At 58.9% G+C, this 18109-nt stretch carries 14 protein-coding genes; 6 read left to right on the top strand and 8 right to left on the bottom strand.

Going from position 1 to position 18109, the window contains the following annotated elements:
• Positions 1 to 227 precede the first annotated feature (227 nt).
• The 3 genes from CV770_RS01140 (at position 228) to CV770_RS01130 (ending at position 6232) form a co-directional block, all read left to right on the top strand.
• Entirely contained in the window at positions 228 to 2567 is a 2340-nt protein-coding gene (locus CV770_RS01140; RefSeq protein ID WP_104461072.1) for an AAA family ATPase, read from the top strand.
• A gap of 75 nt (positions 2568 to 2642) precedes the next feature.
• Positions 2643 to 4655, top strand: coding sequence for a hypothetical protein (locus CV770_RS01135; RefSeq protein WP_104461039.1), 2013 nt, complete (start codon positions 2643 to 2645; stop codon positions 4653 to 4655).
• A gap of 107 nt (positions 4656 to 4762) precedes the next feature.
• Positions 4763 to 6232, top strand: coding sequence for an exopolysaccharide biosynthesis polyprenyl glycosylphosphotransferase (locus CV770_RS01130; protein ID WP_245453639.1), 1470 nt, complete (start codon positions 4763 to 4765; stop codon positions 6230 to 6232).
• 55 nt (positions 6233 to 6287) lie between these two features.
• On the opposite strand, the gene CV770_RS01125 is transcribed toward CV770_RS01130, so the two are convergent.
• Positions 6288 to 6653 carry an H-NS histone family protein gene (locus CV770_RS01125; protein ID WP_028143633.1) on the bottom strand — a complete coding sequence of 122 codons (366 nt, stop codon included), beginning with the start codon at positions 6651 to 6653 and terminating at the stop codon, positions 6288 to 6290.
• A 697-nt stretch (positions 6654 to 7350) separates the two neighbouring features.
• Here CV770_RS01125 and CV770_RS01120 point away from each other — a divergent pair.
• Positions 7351 to 7734: an H-NS histone family protein gene (locus CV770_RS01120; protein ID WP_028143632.1), complete on the top strand. Its 384-nt coding sequence runs from the start codon at positions 7351 to 7353 to the stop codon at positions 7732 to 7734.
• Between the two features lie 135 nt (positions 7735 to 7869).
• Here the strand turns inward: CV770_RS01120 and CV770_RS01115 are convergent, their stop codons facing one another.
• Positions 7870 to 8946, bottom strand: coding sequence for a nucleotidyltransferase family protein (locus tag CV770_RS01115; protein WP_245323122.1), 1077 nt, complete (start codon positions 8944 to 8946; stop codon positions 7870 to 7872).
• Positions 8933 to 10228: a PqqD family peptide modification chaperone gene (locus CV770_RS01110; protein ID WP_245453638.1), complete on the bottom strand. Its 1296-nt coding sequence runs from the start codon at positions 10226 to 10228 to the stop codon at positions 8933 to 8935. Before CV770_RS01110 ends, CV770_RS01115 begins: the two co-directional genes overlap by 14 nt.
• 939 nt (positions 10229 to 11167) lie before the next feature.
• On the opposite strand from CV770_RS01110, the gene CV770_RS01100 reads away from it, so the two are divergent.
• A complete protein-coding gene (locus CV770_RS01100) occupies positions 11168 to 11383 on the top strand; it encodes a hypothetical protein (RefSeq protein ID WP_091952435.1) in 216 nt (71 codons plus the stop codon).
• 860 nt (positions 11384 to 12243) lie between these two features.
• Complete coding sequence (locus CV770_RS01095; protein WP_245323125.1) at positions 12244 to 12447, top strand: hypothetical protein; 204 nt, start codon at positions 12244 to 12246, stop codon at positions 12445 to 12447.
• 30 nt (positions 12448 to 12477) lie between these two features.
• On the opposite strand, the gene CV770_RS01090 is transcribed toward CV770_RS01095, so the two are convergent.
• The 5 genes from CV770_RS01090 to CV770_RS01065 are packed head-to-tail and all read right to left on the bottom strand — an operon-like array spanning position 12478 to position 18103.
• Positions 12478 to 13479 (bottom strand): formate dehydrogenase subunit gamma, encoded by a 1002-nt coding sequence (locus CV770_RS01090; protein WP_091952440.1) that lies wholly within the window; start codon positions 13477 to 13479, stop codon positions 12478 to 12480.
• Between the two features lie 39 nt (positions 13480 to 13518).
• The gene (gene fdh3B, locus CV770_RS01085) at positions 13519 to 14115 is read right to left on the bottom strand and encodes a formate dehydrogenase FDH3 subunit beta (RefSeq protein WP_007592757.1); all 597 of its coding nucleotides are present in this window, start codon (positions 14113 to 14115) and stop codon (positions 13519 to 13521) included.
• Positions 14116 to 14127: 12 nt separating this feature from the next.
• Positions 14128 to 17070, bottom strand: coding sequence for a formate dehydrogenase subunit alpha (locus CV770_RS42370; RefSeq protein ID WP_201759644.1), 2943 nt, complete (start codon positions 17068 to 17070; stop codon positions 14128 to 14130).
• A gap of 14 nt (positions 17071 to 17084) precedes the next feature.
• On the bottom strand, positions 17085 to 17294 hold the full coding sequence (locus CV770_RS01070; RefSeq protein WP_091952442.1) for a twin-arginine translocation signal domain-containing protein: 210 nt from the start codon (positions 17292 to 17294) through the stop codon (positions 17085 to 17087).
• A gap of 29 nt (positions 17295 to 17323) precedes the next feature.
• Positions 17324 to 18103 (bottom strand): molecular chaperone TorD family protein, encoded by a 780-nt coding sequence (locus CV770_RS01065; protein WP_104461036.1) that lies wholly within the window; start codon positions 18101 to 18103, stop codon positions 17324 to 17326.
• Positions 18104 to 18109 lie beyond the last annotated feature (6 nt).

Genomic DNA, 18109 nt, shown 5'->3' with positions numbered 1-18109 from the left:
TAAAACACTGGATAGACCGCAAGCAATTGAAATACCTTACTGTTTTCCCGCATTCGACCAAAACTGACGCGCTAATTTATTTTCACTCTCCTTTCAATTAATATATGATTCATTTAATTTGGCAAGAAGATTTTTATAAGGTATATAATCCCTCGCCGCCCGTACGTCCTTTAAACGCTGGTCTGCGGGCGGGCGGCCTCAACGTGGCTCAGTCGGATAGGTACGTGATGCTCCAGAACAATCTTCAACACACGGATAAACTGCGGCTGGCGGTGAACGGGCTTGCTCAACCCGTCCAGGCAGACAGCGGAGGGATCAACGACGTCATCAATTTCGCTATCGGGCTTCTGCGACGCCAATATCTCGTGATCCTTGTCACTGCTGGGCTCATCACTGCGGCCAGCGTGCTCTATCTCCGGCTGGTATCTCCAACCTATACGGCGCAGGTTCAGATCCTGTTAGCCAATCCAAGGCCCCAGTTTGTCCAGCAGCAATCGCTCGTCGCCGAGCCGGCATTCGATCTCAGTCAGATCGAGACCCAGCTTCAGCTCCTGAGATCAAGGGCAATTGCGGTTGCGGTAATCGACCAGTTGAAACTGACGGACGATCCGGACTTTAAGGCGTCGGGGCCATCTCTACAGTCGCTCTGGCAGCGAATCCGATCATTCGCCTCGAATGGACCGAAGAAGGAAGGGCCCTCGGATACGCAGGGCGAACCATCGGACTCTATAGTAGACGCATTTCTCAGCCGGCTTTCAGCGGGACGTATCGGGTACAGCAACATAATTGAGATCAGTTTCAATTCGAGCAACGCGGTTCGGGCCGCGGAGATCGTCAACGCCGTAGCCAAGGCCTATGTTGCGGACCAGCTCAACGCAAAGTTCGACGCAAATCGCAGGGCAACAAGCTGGCTGCAGGAGAGGCTGCGCGACCTTGGTGACCAGGCCCTCACTGCACAACGGGCCGTCGACGTCTACAAGGCCCAGAACAATATTGTTTCTCTGGATGGAAAGCCCATCGACGAGCAACAGATCACGGAGATCAACAATCGATTGGCTGCCGCACGCGCCCAGACCTCTGAGGCCACGGCCAAATTGGCTCGCTATCAAACTCTCCTTACTTCGTCCGATCCGAAAAATCCGGCCTCGATGGCCAATCTGGATGCCGTCGGGGCCGATGCGCTGAACAGTCAGATCATCACGGGGCTGCGCCAGCAGTATCTAGAACTCATGAGACGCGAGGCCGAGTTGTCCGCCAGGGTCGGTCGCGACCACCTGGCAGTCGTCAATGTCCGGAACCGCGCGCGAGAATTTCGTGTCTCCATTTTCGACGAAGTCAGGAGACTTGCCGAAGTCAGCCGAAGCGAATTCGAACTCGCCAAACAGCGCCAGGAAGAAGTCGAAAAGCAGCTGTCCAAGGCCGTTTCGCAGTCTCGTTCAGTCAATTCTGCCGAGTTGACTATCAAGGATCTAGATAGCCGGGCGAAGGGCTTGCGTAGCCTGTACGAGACCTTCTTGCAGCGTTACATGGGCTCCGCACAGCAGGAGACATTTCCTGTCTCAGAAACGCGGCTCCTTTTTCCCGCTTCGCCGCCGCCAAGCAAAAGCAAGCCAAAGACAAGGCTGGTACTGGCGCTGGGCATCCTTGGCGGTCTTGGAGTGGGCATCGGCTTGGCGCTCCTCAGAGACCTCATGGACCGCGTCTTTCGTACCTCCTCCCAGCTGGAAACTGTGTTGGAATTGCCTTGCCTATCTTTGGTCCCGTTGTTACCGGCCCGCAAGTCTCCGAAGCCGTCAGTTCGACTCCTGAAAACCGATGATGATAACCAGCAGCGGATAGTTTCGTCTCCAACCGCAATTCACCGGACCGTAGTCGGGATGCCGCTATCTCGATATACGGAGGCAATTCGTTCTATCAAGCTGGCCATCGACCACAATCCAGCGAAAATCTGCTCCCAGGTCATCGGCATTACCTCGGCCCTCCCGAATGAGGGGAAGACTACGATTGCGGCCTCGCTCGCGCAATTGATCGGGCACACCGGCAAGAGAGCCATCATCGTCGACTGCGACCTTAGGAATCCCTCACTAACAGCTACCTTTGCGCCCAAGGCTGTCAGCGGAATCATCGAAGTTGCAAACGGAACCCGGTCCCTCGCGGACGCCATTTGGCGGGATCCGACAACCAACCTTGCATTTCTGCCCGCTGTGCGGCGGGGACCCCTGCTTCACACCAGCGAAATTCTCTGCGCGGACGCGATAAGCAAGCTGTTCGACCGTTTGCGAGCTGACTATGACTACGTCATCGTCGACCTTCCTCCCCTGACCCCGTTGGTTGATGTCCGAGCCACTTCATCTCTCATTGACTGCTACATTCTGGTTGTTGAATGGGGCCGTACCAAAATAGATGTCGTGCAGCACGCACTGCACACAGCACCCAACATTCACGAGTCGCTGATTGGGGCAGTACTCAGCAAAACCGATACCAAGGCAATGGCTCGATATGACGGTCATCGGAGCTACTATTATCATGACAGCCACTACATCCGTTATGGACTTTCCGGCTCTTGAGGGCGTCTCGTAGCGGCCTCCGCGTTCTCCGGCCAGTGGATCGGCGGAGTGGCCGCACTACACGATGAGGTTCACATGATTATCCGCCTTGTCATGTTGGCCGAGTTAGTGGCGATTACCGCGGCGCTCGCGATGCCGGAAAGCCTGCAAAGCTGGGTGTTGGCATCCTTCGTACTTGCAACGGCCGCACTAGTTGTAGCGATCTTTCCATCGTCCACCTCCCTCGGGCTCTCCAAGCTGCTCCGGCCCGGTCTCGTCGTTGTACTCGTGGCTCCGGCGCTCTGGATGGCATTACAGGCAGTGCCGATGCCCATGGGCACATTCGGCAATCCCATTTGGGCCACTGCATCGGCCGCCCTGAACGAGTCGCTCGCCGAAATAGTCACAGTCGATACCAGGGCTACTATGGTCTCGCTCTCGCAGTATTGTGCAGTGCTCGCCGCGGCCCTCCTCACCGCGGTCATCGCGCTTGATCGATACCGCGCGGCGCAAGTCCTTCATATTCTCCTGTCGATAGCCACGATAGCCACTGCTATGTGGTTCGGTAAGGAAACAACTGGTATCGCCGGGCCCGATGGCTCAACCGTCGCTGTGCTCGGCGTTTTGCTCTCCTGGGCGACGGCAATACGAGCGGTCGATCAGCTACGACGGCACAGTCGGCCCGGAACAATCGCGCCAGCCCCGCTCCCTGCTCTGTTCGCGGCCATCATCGCAATGATCGTCTGCCTGGCCGCGCTGCTCAGCCGGGCCAACTCCACCGCCGTCGTTTCTGCCCTCCTCGGATCAGGAATCTTGCTATCGGTATTCGCTATTCGCAGGTGGTTCTTGGGCTTGTGGGGTACCGCCGGCATTTTCGCAACAGCCGCAATATTCTCTATTGCCAGCGTCACGGTCATTCCGTTCAGAACGAACACCGATCTGACAATCGCCTTGTCAACGAGCAGCCAGATCGCGACAGAACGGATGCTGCAGGACGTCGCGCCGGCAGGATCCGGTGCGGGCGCTTCGGCGGTCCTCTTGCCGATTTATCGCGACGTTGGAACCGGCGCCACGCGAGAACGGCCAACCGCCGCCGCAGCCATCGTTATAGATATGGGCTGGGCCTTCCTTTGCGGTCTCGTAATTATAGCAATGCTCGGCGCCTGCATTCTGGTCAGGCGTTCCCTTTCTCGAGCTCACGATTACGTGTACCCGGCCCTGGGCGCCGGCGCTACGATGGCGCTGACGATGCTAGCGTTTGCCGACCACGGAATTCTGGGTTTGGGCGCGTCGCTTTTGGTCGCTGCGCTTTTTGGACTGGCGTTCGCTCAAAGCCTCCCCGGCGCGGGCCGAGACGCCATGTCCGCGGAATGGAAGGCGCCTTCGGAGCGGATGGCAGGTCCGGCTCCGGCGTCGCCTCCAAAGTTCGCGTCATCATTAACCGCCATTTGGCCCCGCGCTGCCCTGATGCTGCTTGGAATCGCGCTGATCATGCAGGCAGTATGGATGGTCCCTCCCGAGTGGTATCTCGGTGGTCAATCGTCTTTGTCGACAGCCCTATCGACAATAGCACCACGGCCGTACGGGATCTCGAAACCGGTTTCAGTTGCGGCAGCACGTGAAGATTTATCTCTCCGGGGAGAAGTGAGATCCAGCTTGGATTCGGCACCAGCTGCGGACGAACAAAAGACGGATTCTCCAGCGGCTTCAAAAGCGTTTGCTCGTGCATTGCGCTCTTCGCCGCTCCGCGGCGACATTTGGCTCTTGCTCGCAGCCGCATCGAAGCACAATTTGGCTCAGTCTAGCACGGCAGCGATGCTCAAGATGTCGTGGTACACCGCGCCCAATGAGTTGGATCTGCTTCCGTTGAGGCTGTCCGTCGCGCTTGCTACAGATGCAGTGCTACGGGACTTCGAGTTCCGTGACTTGATCAAACGAGACGTCCTCCTCGTCGTTACGCATCAGCCTATCGTGAGCCCAGTGCTTGCGGCCGCATACCGGTCGGCTTCGGCCGACGGGAAGGTCTATCTCGAGAGCCTGATTTCAGAGCTGGATCCCTCGTACCTCGACAAGATACACGCGCGGAACTCCCGACAGGGATCTCGGTAAATTCCTCTGAGCGTCACGGAACGTTAGATAGCCAAGGCCGGGATTTTTTTCTTGATAAATTCAGTTAATTAATAATATATTAAATATTAACTCACTGGTGTCCGAGAATGAACTTCGTGAACCGACATTTCCCCGATCGGGGGGTTACGGATCGGGTCAGTCCCGGGCCGGCAGTGTCCCGCCATCAGAAATGGCCTCTCCGTTATGACTCGGTTGAATACGTGGCGCTCTGCGCGGATATTGCGACCATTTTGTTTGCGAGCGTCGCTTCTACATTGCTGCATCAGGCTAAAAATGGACAAGCCGCAGGCGACTTGAGCGCTGCAACTGGCTTGGCGCTGGTCAGCGCGGCTTATCTCGTTTGCGTGCTGAAGGCCCAGGGCCTTTATCAGCCAGTTGAGCTCCTCGCCCTCCGAAACCAAATACGCGCCGTCTGTATGGCTTGGACGTCGTTGCTGCTCTTCATTTGGGCCGTGTCCGGCTTTGCGGTTCGCCCGGAGTCTTCTCAGCAAGCAGCCCCGCTTTTCGCCGTCTTGGGCCTCGGCTTGCTTATGGCCGAGCGGTGGGGAGTCAAGGCGCTTCTCGGAAGGGGACTCAGCGGCAGAAAGTTCGCCGAGACAAATATTGTTCTGATCAGCGATCAACCACTATCGAAGAACGCGGGGTTATCTGAAGCGCTCGCCATGCACGGTTATTGCGTCAAGGGACGGTTCAGCTTGCCTCCAATGGGCTTTGGTCCTGTCTGTCGAAGGCGGCTCACCGCCCGCGTGATCGATTACATTCGCAGTTGCCAGCTTGAGCAGGTGGTGGTGGAAGCTAAGCCGGAACGATGGCACGAACTTCGGGCCCTCATTGCCGATTTACGGGTATTGCCGTTCCCGATCATGTTTGTGCCGGTCGGCACACCATCCGAATTGCTTCGACATCATACGCGAAGTCTTGGAAGCGCCGTTTGTGTAGAACTTCAGCCCGGCCCCCTCACACGGCTGGAATGCGCGACGAAGCGGATGATTGATATTATTGGCGCGGGACTCGGGTTGGCGATACTTGCGCCGCTGCTTGCGTTGGCCGCGGTCGCGATCAAACTGGATTCTCCAGGCCCCATATTCTTTCGGCAGAAACGCTGTGGCTTCAACGGCCGGACCTTCTTGATCCGCAAGTTCCGGACCATGCATGTGCTCGAGGACGGGCCCGTGATCCTTCAGGCTCACCACGCCGATCGACGTGTCACCCGCGTCGGCAAATGGTTGCGGCGGTCAAGCTTCGATGAACTGCCACAGTTGCTAAATGTTCTTGACGGCAGCATGTCGCTGGTGGGTCCGCGTCCCCATGCCTTGGCCCACGACGGGGAATTTGACAAGCTCGTGCGAAACTACGCGTTTCGCCGCAGGGTCAGGCCAGGACTGACCGGATGGGCCCAGATCCACGGCTGCCGCGGTGCAACACCCACAGCGTCCATGATCGAAGCACGTGTACAATACGATCTCTGGTACATCGACAATTGGAGTCTTCGGCTGGATCTCGCAATCGTGTTGCAGACTCCGATGGAGGTCTTGCGGGGCCGCAACGCCTACTAGGCGCGATCCCCGCTCAAAGCGCCAAGGTGCGCCAGCCCGCTGGCGCGGCGACGCTTCACGCCCGCTGCCGAAGCTTCGGAGTCGCTGCCCCTATGCGAAACTCCTCGATCCGTCGGCCGGATTTCATGGCAGCAACCAACCACCGCGGCCGCTTGCCACGTCCTGACCAGGTTTCAGAAGTCTGGGGGTTGCGATATTTAGGCAGCACGCGCGGATATTTGCGCCTCTGCTTGCCGGTCGGGGAGACGGCCGGCCCGCCTGTTTCGAACACGGCCATTCCCCCTCCGAGAACCGCCAGGCGCTTCTCCAGTTCCTGCTTTTCCGCCTTAATCCGATCCGACAAAATGCCGCTAATTTCCTCATGAAGCGACCATAGATCGTCCAGAGACATCGCTTCTAGTTCGAGCTTCTTGGTCGACATGCTAGCATCCTGTAGTTGCGCCCATTTAATATTGTCCCGGTCGGCTAATCAAGAACCAAGTAGTCAGCTTAAACAAAAATATGTGGAACCGAACGGCAAGTTCGTGCTCCACATAACTGCGCCGCCGGTTCTAATCAAGACAAAAAAATGAACTTATCCGCTCAATTTAATAGCGACCAAAGTAACATTACGCGCCTTACGTGCACCGATGCCCCGACTCAAGTGAAGAACGACACGCTAAGCCGGGCCTGGGATCAATCTGCCATGCCGCACTTTCGACAAATATGAACGGCACGCGAGGCCGCACTGCTTCGTTCTTAGTAAAATACGACCATGAACCCTCGGCAACCTGGAGCTTACGACTGCGATACCCTCAGCGCGAGCCATCGCAGCCGGATTTGCGGCTTTAAAGCCTGGATATCAATCGATCTTGCCGCGGGAGCGATGAACCGGCTGATCGCTTCCTGAAGGCGCCCCAGAGGGCAATCGATAACATCTAAATGTTTCTCGCCGGACCGCATTAAAAACTAATAAAAATAATCCTCGCAATAAATAATTAAATAATATATTATTATTTATTGTCACGCCAATTTGAAAGACCAGCCTTGGACCTATCCGTATTTGCCGCTCGAAAACGATACTCGGCCTGGAGTGACAAGGTAGTCGGGAGCGTGGGTTGAACGGTGACGAGAATGCTATGCGCAGGCAAGATCTCGAAGCCATGGATTTTGAAGAACTATGGCTCCTCCACGAGGAGCTAACAAAGATTCTTGCTGAAAAGATCACGGCCGAAAAGCGGGAGCTGGAGAAGCGCCTGGCGCAACTCAATCAACCGGAACAGGTCGGTGGGCCCGAAAGCGGGGCGGCAGAGATGGGCCTAGGCCAGCCTCCCCGCCGCAAATATCCAAAGGTCGTTCCGAAATACTTCAACCCGCTCAAACCGACAGAGACTTGGTCTGGGCGTGGCAAACAGCCGCGCTGGCTGGTCGCCGCGCTACAATCAGGACACACATTGGAGGAGTTCAGGATTCACGAGAACGGTGAAGCCTCCAACCAGAATGCTGGTGGTCAGGGGCATTGATAGCCTTGCCACTGCAAATCCCCGCATGCGCGAAATCGTTAGATTCACGGATCCGGAAGCTGGCACTCGCTCGGAACGCGGCCAATTGAAAGCGTTCGCTTCGGAGCCGCCTCCCTAACGGAGGAGCTTGTGATTTTAGGCCTTCCCTGTGCGCACCGCGACGGCCGCCTTCAACAGAAACTGCAGGGTTCCCATCCTCGGCAGGGACCACAATCCACGCCGGCGCGCAGTGGGTTGGATGGGGTCATTCGCCACCTTCCGGTAGTTTCCGAGATCCAGCATCATCATTGCGAGGAAGGGCACGCGTGTGGCCGGAAATCGTGCTTGCATCAACTGTCGCATGAACTGCAGACGGGGAATCAGCCGAGAGCGCAACTCTTGCGGAATCTCGACGCCAAGCAACTCAGCAAGAGCAAACAGCTGGGTTTCAACCGCGTTCTTCATCAATTCGCCCGAAACAAGAGAGGCAAGCTCTTTCCAATCCAGGCCCTCGGCAGAATTGCTCATATCGCGCAATTCAACAAGGTGCCGCAGGTCGAGGTCGCCCAGCCAATAACCGTAGTCTTGAAATTGATCATGGATGATCAACATGAGCGCCCGGTAGGTAGGCGCGGGGATATACACGCGTCCGCGCCCCAGCGGCGCGGGCACACAATGGTTCAGCGGGTGCCCGAAGCTCCGGTAGAGGTACGCAGGACCTGGAGCTGCCCGCTGCAGGTCGATGGTCCCGACATCCTGCGAGCGATTCAGCTCGACATGCCATCTGTGGCTTTCGGGAGGGGTCTCATAGTCAACATCGTAGCCAATTGCGCATAGAGCGGAGACTGCCATTCTGGCTTCGTCCGGCATAACCATAATGTCCAGGTCGGACATTAGCCGAACGCCTCGTCGCTCTTCAGGTGCGGTCACCAGCGTCGATGCCCCCTTGAGCATGATTGGCGTAATTCCCAGGTCGTTCATCGCAACGACGGCTTCTTCGAGTTGAGCGACGAGCCGATTGTTGCGCAGCACGTTTCGGCCGTGGATCTGGCGAATATACCCGCAGACGTCCTCCGACAGGATCGGTGCAAATTTGTCGACAAAATCGATGAGCGCCGGTGTCGTCAGAGTCTGATTTGCGAGCCCGATTACGGACGTCCATTCGACATCGACAGGTGGCATGCCTTGCAGGCAATTGCAAAGGCTCGTCAGCGCCGCGCTATGCCTTGCCATTGCATAGATCCATAAGCACGCGGCGAGCGTCCACGGCCTCGCAATAGGTGAGTTGAAGCGATGGCGCGCCCGCGACGATCCGCTTCAAAGCGAAAAAGCCGGCCTGCGAAAGTCTCCCGTCAGCAGCAAATCCGTTGTCGATGAGCCGCTTCATCGAATCCAGTTGATCTATCGCGGTTAGTTCGGCCGGACCACTCGCGACACGGTTCAAGAAGATGATCCAGCTTGCGGAAAAGCTTTGGTGGTACGCATCCGCAATGGGTACGTATCGCACCAGAACACCGTCGGAGCGGCAATGCGTCGCGTCGTACCGGCCGCCATGTAGTCGCGAGAGCAAGTCCCACGATCCCTCCTTGAGGGTGAGAGCAAACGGGATGCCGCAGATCGCTCCGTCAGCGCCCACCAGCGCAACGTCATCGCCGGCGTACCGAAGTCCGGCATCCACCAGCTGCAATGTGAGGGTAGACTTTCCAGCTCCCGGTTGGCCGCACAACAATAGGCCCATACCGTCCTTCACAAGAGAAGCGGCATGAAGGGAGAAGGTCCAGCGATCGCTTCGAATAAGCCGCTCGGTGATGTGAGCTTTGATCGTTGGGGCAAGCGCTTCGACTTGACATCTGGAGATGCTGGAATCCTCTCCGCGCAAGAGCACTTGCTCGTCCAGCATCATTGCCTCGATCGCAATGTCGTCGTCGCCGCCGGCGTTCTGGTCCGAAACACAAAACAGCGAACACAGCCGCCTCAAGAGATCCCGATTTGCAGCCCGGACCCCTATTCGGTGCCGGCCTAGTATCGCTGAGAAGGCAAAATCGGTCGGCATTCGCCAGTCGACCTCGAGCAACGCTCGATCGATCCAGACATCTACGACCTGTCGGGTGAACTGGCGCGCGGTCTGCTCGTCAATACCTAGCGTCTCAAGCCCCTTACAAGTGTCTTCAAGAGAGGCGCCTTGCGCCAGCTTACACCAGATGAATGCCCCTACTCGGTCCAGTTCAAAGATCTTCTGCCCTGCTTCGCTGAAGAGCATTGATCGACCGTCCAGCAGCGCGAACACTGCATCCGAAGCTGGTCTCAACACCATCTCTGCCGACGATCTTTCCAGCACGGCTCCAACCAATGTGAAGAAATCTGCCTCGTTGCGACGAGGCGACGACAGCGCCCGGGATGCTAGCGTCGCGGAGCCACGAAGTTCAATCTGAACCGTCCGCGGCGCGGCAATTCCCGTCTGCCGGGCGCAAGTGACCCAATCGGTCTCGTTTCGAAAGACAATCCGGTCCGGCATGCCACAGCTGGCCGCCCCTACCCCCTCCCTCCGGAGAAATGTTCAACACCTGCTCTCAAAGAAAGCGCGCTCGCGCTCGACCGATGAGCATCCAGGAGGTACCGATAGGCTTCGCGATCGGCACTGCGTTCTCGCAGAATGCGCTCCTTCTCGCCAATACCTACCAATTCGGCACGCATCTGGGCCAACTGCGGCGCATCGGGGGCGAAATCGTACTCGCTAAGAGTTAAATCCCACATTGTCTCCTCCAGCCGAACGAAACCTGGACGAGCTTAGCTTACGTGATCGGCGGCAATTAACAACGATATTTACAGCAGTACCATATAATCAAAATTTATTTCATATTTGAACCGAACCTAGCCACCCGTTACGAAAGCTAAATGGCGGCGCGCACCGAACTGATGGCAGGTGGCGAGGGATGGGCTGATCGTGCGAAGGGCCCGACCTTTTCGATGACGACATCCCGCCGCGACAGCCCGCAAAATAAATCGGTCTAGAGTCGCAAACCGGACCGACAACACGAATTTAATTGCGCAATAAATGTAAAAAGATAATGTTAACGAATTGCGTGAGGGGGGAGTGAGACCAGTGATCCGGTTGGCTGATCTGTCCGTCAAGAGGAAGATATTGGCTTCGTTGCGAGCAGAATATTTGGCACGAAGCCGCAGGGATTTGGACATGCTAATTGTGAGGGGCCTCCCAGAAGCCTTCGGTTGAAGCCGAAGCCTCATTTCATAGGCCTGCCGGAATCAAAGCCGGCGGTATCTCGAGAATTCGCCAAGCAGGAATCCGGTCGGTTGGAGAAGCGTCGTCACGAGCAAGCCGCCCTTTGCTCGACAACGACCCCGGGTGCGATGCCCCCCAAGTAAACCCGCACCGACGAGAGCGCACTCCAGCCGACCGGCCCCTTTTTCAGCAGTATGTTTCTGGGAGGCTCACATGGGTATGGTCATGGTCGAGTGTCCGCAAACGGGTCGCGCGATTCCTACCGGCATCAAATCCGATCGCGAGACTTTCCTGCGGAGCATTGTGTTTTTCGGCAATACCCGTTGCCCAATCTGTGAGGCCAATCATAACTGGTTCGCCCGCGAGGCCTGGGTCGAAGAGTCAATCGTCCGGACGGTGGATATCCTTCGTGCGGCTCCTTCGCGCTGATGCAAATGCCAAGGCCGTTTCATAGAGCGCGTCCAAATTCCCTTTTCCGATGCGAGCATTTTGGTGCAATGCACTAGAGTGCTCGAAAATATTTCTGCGTATCGTCGTAAAGCGAACGGACGGCTCCGGGATCCATTGCTTAAAAGTTATTGGCACGTCGTCACAAATTCGATCTTCCCGTCACGGATTCGGCAAGGCCTGTTGGGGTGTTATAGTGAGTAGTGGGGTTTGCAGCCTGGCTGTTCTGCATCATACAGCGATCGAGCTCGTTAACCTGCTCGCTCAATTGAGGCGGCTCCGGGAGAGAGTACGAGGGGCGGAAGCACGGCGCTCGGGAGACAGACGGCAATCGGCGTCGCGTGCACGAAGGCCCCGAGCAACGAGATATCGCACGCGAACGATTCCCAAGTCAGTGCAATTCTGATCGCCATGCTGGCTGAATCAAAGCCCAGCATGGATGCGCAAGGCCTATTCACCGCAAGCGTGCCGTGTCCTCTCTAGCCCGCTTTCGACAGGCGCCGGCTCCACTTGCCTTCGATGGACTTTCTTTGATCTACCGGCGCACACATCGCGCCCACGAGAGCGGAGGCCATACGCGCCACTTGCACAGCGGCATACATCGCAGGCTTGAACCCTGATTCCGGCTTTCATCACGACTAAAGCCGCATCACAACAGTCGGCGCAGAGCGCGTTAGCGCGAGTCCGATCGAGCTTTCCAGTTTCCTCGCTTCATACTTCCGGCTTCGTTGGACGGAACACATCGACGACTTTGGAACCGCTGGCTGTGAAGTGGCTCACATTGCGCAGGGCAATATACGTGTATCCGTCGTGCTGGGTGGACATGGCAGACGGAGATGCGCATGAAACGCCTCATGCTCTCGCTCATTGCAGCCTTGGTTCTCGCCGGTACGGCCACTGGCGTGCTCAGATCGCACGCACTGTTCCATTTCGGTCAGAGAGGCATGCCATCCATCCAGGAAATGCAGACGGCTCAGGCGGGCAAGCTCCCCGAACAGGAGATGCAGGACCGCTCTGTCCTGTTTGCGAAAGAACCGGCTCAGTAGAGCGCACCGTCCGCTCTCAGCTGTCCCGTTTTACTCGGCCGCCGCGGTTGCGGGTTGCGGCCGTCCGTCGTTCGGTCCGGTTCGCGCCTTCTCCTCGTCGAGCCAGAGGCTGTGGTGTTCGCGCGCCCAGTTGACGTCGACCTCGCCTGAGCCCATCGCCTCGAACGCACCTTCCATTCCGATGGTGCCAATATAGATGTGCCCGATCATCGCCGCGACAAACAATACGGCCACGATGGAGTGGACGATCTGGGCCATCTGCATGGCCTCAATCCCGGTCATATAGAACGGGAACATCAGCGCGTACCCCGTGATTGCAACCAGACCGCCGCCGATCACGACGATCCAGTAGATCATCTTCTGGCCGGCATTGAAGCGATAGGCCGGCGGATGATCGTGACCGATCAGGCCGCCGCCGCGCCTGGCCCAATCGACATCCACCTTGTTCGGGATATTGCCGCCGATCCACATCAGGAAGATCAGGACGACGCCGATGGTGAACGGGAAGCTCAGATAGTTGTGGGCGTACTTTGCCCATTGCGACCATTCGGAGAAAGCTTCGAAGCCGATCAGCGGCAGCAGCAATGGCCGGCCGAACGTGATGTTCAGCCCGGAAATAGCCAGGACAATGAAGCAACTCGCAGTCATCCAGTGCACGAAGCGTTCAAACATGTTGAAGCGCACGATGGTGCGGCCCGACCGTCCGGCTTGGAGACGTACCATCCCGACGGTGAGATAGAAGATCACAATGATCGCGATCATGCCAAGGATGGCAATGCCCCCGACCCAGCGCAATGTCACGTTGCGGAACTCACGCCATTCCCGCCCCTGCGGTTGCTCGAGAACGCCCGACCGCTGATCGGGAATGCTGACGCGACCCTGGATCCGGTTGAGCTCCTGCAAAAGCTGCTGCTCCTTGACCGCACTCGCGGTCGGATTGACCTGCTGAGCACTTGCGGGCGCCGCCATGACCAAGAGGAGCAGCGCGCACGCGCTGAAAGCCAGGCGAATGATCCTTTCAAATGACGCCATCACGTCCTCCCGGTGTTGTGCGCCCTTCGGCTGTCCATTTCAGGACTCGATTGTCTCGCGATACGCGGTCTTCCAGCCCCACGCGCCCGAGCCGTAGCCGCGCTTCATGACGCGCTCCTTGTAGATCTGGGCAATGATCTCGCCGTCGCCCGCAAGTAACGACTTGGTCGAGCACATTTCGGCACACAGCGGCAGCTTGCCCTCGGCGAGGCGATTGGCGCCGTACTTCTCGTATTCCTCCTTGCTTCCGTCGGCCTCCGGGCCGCCGGCGCAGTAGGTGCATTTGTCCATCTTGCCGCGCGAGCCGAAGTTTCCGACCTTCGGATATTGCGGCGCGCCGAACGGACAGGCGTAGAAGCAATACCCGCAGCCGATGCACAGATCCTTGGAATGCAGCACCACGCCATCGGCGGTGGTGTAGAAGCAGTTCACCGGGCACACCGCCGCGCAGGGCGCGTCGGTGCAATGCATGCAGGCCATCGAGATCGAGCGCTCGCCCGGCTTGCCGTCATTGATGGTGACCACGCGGCGCCGGTTGATGCCCCAGGGCACCTCATGCTCGTTCTTGCAAGCAGTGACGCAGGCGTTGCATTCGATGCAACGGTCGGCGTCGCAGAGGAATTTCATACGTGCCATCGTCGTTGCTCCTTATGCCGCCGCGATCTGGCAAAGCGTGACCTTGGGCTCCTGCATACCGGTCGCGGGATCGTATCCGTAGGTGGTGATGGTGTTCGCGCTTTCGCCAAGAACGATCGGATCGGTCCCCTTCGGGTAGGCGCTGCGAAGATCCTTGCCTCCCAGCCAGCCGCCGAAATGGAAAGGCATCCAGGCGACGCCCTTGCCGACGCGCTCGGTGACGAGCGCCTTCATCCTCGCCCTGGAATTGTTCTCCGCGCCCGTGACCCAGACCCAGCCGCCGTCCTTGACGCCGCGATCGGCAGCATCGGCCGGATTGATCTCGATGAACATGTCCTGCTGCAGTTCGGCAAGCCACGGATTGGTACGCGTCTCCTCGCCACCGCCCTCATACTCGACCAGACGGCCCGAGGAGAGGATGAGCGGGAACTGCTTGGCAATCCCCTTCTCCACGGCAGCCTTCTGCACCGAGAAGCCGATATTGGGCATGCGGAACTGCTTGGCATCGGGCAGCGTCGGATATTTCTCGACAAGGTCGACGCGTGGCGTGTAGATCGGCTCGCGATGGACCGGAATCGGATCAGGCAGGCCGAAGGCGTTCATGCGAGCCTTGCCGTTGCCATAAGGCACGCAGCCATGCTTGAGCGCAACCCGCTGGATGCCGCCCGAAAGATCGAGCGACCACGACACCGAATCCGGAGTGGTCGGATTGACCTTCATGATCGTGGCCATCTCCGCTTCGGTGAGATCGCTGTCCCAGCCGAGCTTCTTCAAGCTCGCCAGCGTAAATTCGGGATAGCCGTCCTGGATCTCGGAATCCTTGGAATAGGATTTTTCGGCCAGCATGCTGACCTTGCGCGTGGTTCCGTCCGGCAGCTTCTCCTCGCGCTCGATACCGAAGCGTGGTCGGAACGTGCCGCCGCCGTCCATCACCGCGAGATTGGTGTTGTAGAGCAGCGGCGTGCCGGGATGCCTGACTTCCGGCGAGCCCCAGCACGGCCACGGCAGGCCGTAATAATCGCCGCCGACCTCGGGATCGTCCTTGGGCGCGCGCATCGTCAGCATGTCGAACTTCGCCTGGTTCTTCATGTGCGCCTTGAGCCGCTCCGGCGACTGGCCGCAATAGCCGGTCGACCAGCTGCCGCGGTTCATCTCGCGCAGCACATCTTCTGCTTCAGGCAGGTTGTTCTCGACCTTGATCTTCTTGAACATCTGGTCGGCGAAGCCGAGCTTCCTGGCCACCAGATAGATGACCTCGAGGTCGTCCTTGGATTCGAAGATCGGCTTCACGATCTGCTCGCCCCATTGCAGCGAGCGGTTCGAGGCGACGCGCGATCCCTTGCACTCGAATTGCGTGGCCACCGGAAGAATGTAGATGCCATCCTTGCGGCCAGCCTCCACCGCCAGCGACGCCCAGGTCGTGGGATGCGGGTCGGCAATGACAAGCAGATCCAGCGCCTTCAGGCCCTTGAGAGACTCCGGAATGCGCGTGATGCTGTTGCTGGCGTGTCCCTGAACGAACACGGCCCGCACGTTGTCCTTCTGAGCGATTTGATCTTTCGGCAGCGTGACCGCCTCGAACCAGCGAGTCAGCGGAATGCCGGGAGTTTCCATGATCTGCTTGGAATCAAAGCGCGACTTCAGGAACTCGTAGTCGACCTCCCAGACCCGCGACCAGTGCTTCCAGGCGCCCTCGGCAAGGCCGTAGTAGAACGGCAACGTCACAATATCGAGCCCGACGTCGGTCGCGCCCTGCACATTGTCGTGGCCGCGGAAGATGTTGGCGCCCATGCCCTGCCCGCCGACATTGCCGGTCATGAGCAGCAGGATGCAGCTCGCCCGCACATTGGCGGTGCCGACGGTCTTCTGGGTCTGGCCCATGGCCCAGATCAGCGTCGACGGCTTCTCGGTGGCGAACATCTTGGCCACCCGCTTGAGCTGTTCGCCGGGAATGCCGGTGACGCGCTCGACCTCTTGCGGATTCCATTTCTCCACCTCCTTGCGGAGATCGTCGAAGCCGTAGACGCGCTGCTTGATGAATTCCTTGTCCTCCCAGCCGTTCTGGAGGATGTGCCACATGATGCCATAGAGCACCGGAATGTCGGTGCCCGGACGCATCCGCACGAATTCCGTCGCGTGCGCGGCGGTGCGCGTCATGCGCGGATCGATGACGATGAAGTTGGCCTTTTGCAGCTCCTTGCCCTCGAGCAGGTGCTGCAACGAAACCGGATGCGCCTCGGCCGGATTGCCACCCATGATCATCTGGGTCTTGGCATTGCGAATATCGTTGTAGCTATTGGTCATCGCGCCGTAGCCCCAGGTGTTGGCGACGCCGGTGACGGTGGTGGAATGGCAGATTCGTGCCTGATGGTCGGTGTTATTGGTGCCCCAGAACGCCCCGAGCTTGCGGAACAGATACGAGCCTTCATTGGTCATCTTGGCCGAGCCGAGCCAATAGACGGAATCCGGTCCGGATTTTTCGCGAACCTCGAGGATCTTGTCGCCGATCTCGTTGATCGCGGTGTCCCAGGAGACGCGCGTCCATTGCCCGTTCACGAGCTTCATCGGATAGCGCAGACGCCGCTCGCTGTGCACCAGCTCGCGCACGGAAGCGCCCTTCGCGCAATGAGATCCGCGATTGATGGGGGACTCCCAGGTCGGCTCCTGGCCGATCCAGACCCCGTTCAATACCTCCGCGGTCACGGTGCATCCGACCGAGCAATGCGTGCAGATGCTCTTCTTGACGGCGGCGCCGGCGGTCAGCGGACCCGCCACGGCCGCTTCCGCCTTGCGCACGCCTGAAACCGGCAGGGTGCCAAGTGCTGCGAGCGCGCCACCCGCAAGACCGGACCGGCGGAGGAAGGCGCGGCGATCGAGACCGATAGTCTGGCTTGCCAGGGTGTTCGCGACGGAGCCGCGGCGATCGGAACGCTGGTGAGTTCGCTTGATAAGCACGGGCGGCCTCCCTCTCAAGCCGGGTAGCGATTGACGCGGTAATAGGCCTTCACGTGGTCGGATTCCTTGTAGCGCGCCTTGCGCTTCTCATCGTCGTTCTCGCTGTCCGCTTGCGCGGAGCCGACCAGCGGCGTCGCGAGCGTCGCGCCGGCGCCGACCGTGCCGATGCCGACCTTGCGCAAGAAATCGCGGCGTCCGACCCTGGCTTTGGTTTCCTCACTCATCGCGTTTCTCCCGGACCGACGCGCGTCGATCAGTTGGCGAATGTGAATGCTTCCGTCTCGATCCCGATGAAGGTGCGACCGAGCGCGCCGACCGTCCGATAGAAACGGGCGTTCCCGGCGCTCTCGATGTCGGCGAACAGCCGCCCCATCCAGGGCGACACATGTTTTTCGAAGAAGGCGCGCTGGGCATCGGGCGAGACGCCGAACTGTCCGTCGGCAAGGCCCGACATGATCTCGCACAGGATGGCGGCGGAATCCTCGGGTTCGGAATTGTTGGCAACCCGCTCGATGCCGAGCCCCGCCAGGTCCGCACGCAGGCGCGACAATGGCCGTTCATTGAGGAAACCGGTGAGATAATAGGAGGCGTAAGGCAGCAATTCGCCGCGACCGAGCCCCACGAACAGATCGAAATATTCGCGCTCGACCTTCGCTGCGACGGCGCTCGAGGCGGCGTCGGCCAGCATCGCGTGCGCGCGCCCGAGCGGCGTCGCGTCACCGGTCAATGCGGCGAGCTGGTCGAGCAAAGGTTTCGACGGCGGCGCGGACAGCAGCATTGCCAGCAGCGCGTACTCCCGCGCACGCGCAGCATCGACGGGATCGACGAGCTCTGAGGAAACGGCTTGTTCGCTGTAGAGATCGGGCCGCAGATCGTTGCGAGGAACGCCGGTGGCGGTTTCGACCGCAATCACCCGTTGTGCGGGCACGCGAGTCCAGTTCGAGACGGACGGCTGACTGATGCCGATTTTGCGCGCAAGCTGGGCGATGCCGCCTGCGGCATCGATCGCGCGATCAAGCCCGTCATCACGCACGTGGAC

Origin of the sequence: Bradyrhizobium sp. AC87j1 (assembly GCF_002936975.1) — a bacterium.
Taxonomy (GTDB): domain Bacteria; phylum Pseudomonadota; class Alphaproteobacteria; order Rhizobiales; family Xanthobacteraceae; genus Bradyrhizobium; species Bradyrhizobium shewense.
This window is presented reverse-complemented; position numbering and strand designations above follow the sequence as displayed.

What these genes read in the sequence shown, in the direction of transcription:
- CV770_RS01135 (WP_104461039.1), top strand. Translation starts at nt 2,643, where the DNA reads ATGATTATCCGCCTTGTCATGTTGGCCGAGTTAGTGGCGATTACCGCG.
- CV770_RS01090 (WP_091952440.1), bottom strand. Translation starts at nt 13,479, where the DNA reads ATGGCGTCATTTGAAAGGATCATTCGCCTGGCTTTCAGCGCGTGCGCG.
- CV770_RS01095 (WP_245323125.1), top strand. Translation starts at nt 12,244, where the DNA reads ATGAAACGCCTCATGCTCTCGCTCATTGCAGCCTTGGTTCTCGCCGGT.
- CV770_RS01120 (WP_028143632.1), top strand. Translation starts at nt 7,351, where the DNA reads ATGCGCAGGCAAGATCTCGAAGCCATGGATTTTGAAGAACTATGGCTC.
- CV770_RS01070 (WP_091952442.1), bottom strand. Translation starts at nt 17,294, where the DNA reads ATGAGTGAGGAAACCAAAGCCAGGGTCGGACGCCGCGATTTCTTGCGC.
- CV770_RS01100 (WP_091952435.1), top strand. Translation starts at nt 11,168, where the DNA reads ATGGGTATGGTCATGGTCGAGTGTCCGCAAACGGGTCGCGCGATTCCT.
- fdh3B (WP_007592757.1), bottom strand. Translation starts at nt 14,115, where the DNA reads ATGGCACGTATGAAATTCCTCTGCGACGCCGACCGTTGCATCGAATGC.
- CV770_RS01115 (WP_245323122.1), bottom strand. Translation starts at nt 8,946, where the DNA reads ATGGCAAGGCATAGCGCGGCGCTGACGAGCCTTTGCAATTGCCTGCAA.
- CV770_RS01130 (WP_245453639.1), top strand. Translation starts at nt 4,763, where the DNA reads ATGAACTTCGTGAACCGACATTTCCCCGATCGGGGGGTTACGGATCGG.
- CV770_RS01125 (WP_028143633.1), bottom strand. Translation starts at nt 6,653, where the DNA reads ATGTCGACCAAGAAGCTCGAACTAGAAGCGATGTCTCTGGACGATCTA.
- CV770_RS01140 (WP_104461072.1), top strand. Translation starts at nt 228, where the DNA reads ATGCTCCAGAACAATCTTCAACACACGGATAAACTGCGGCTGGCGGTG.
- CV770_RS01110 (WP_245453638.1), bottom strand. Translation starts at nt 10,228, where the DNA reads ATGCCGGACCGGATTGTCTTTCGAAACGAGACCGATTGGGTCACTTGC.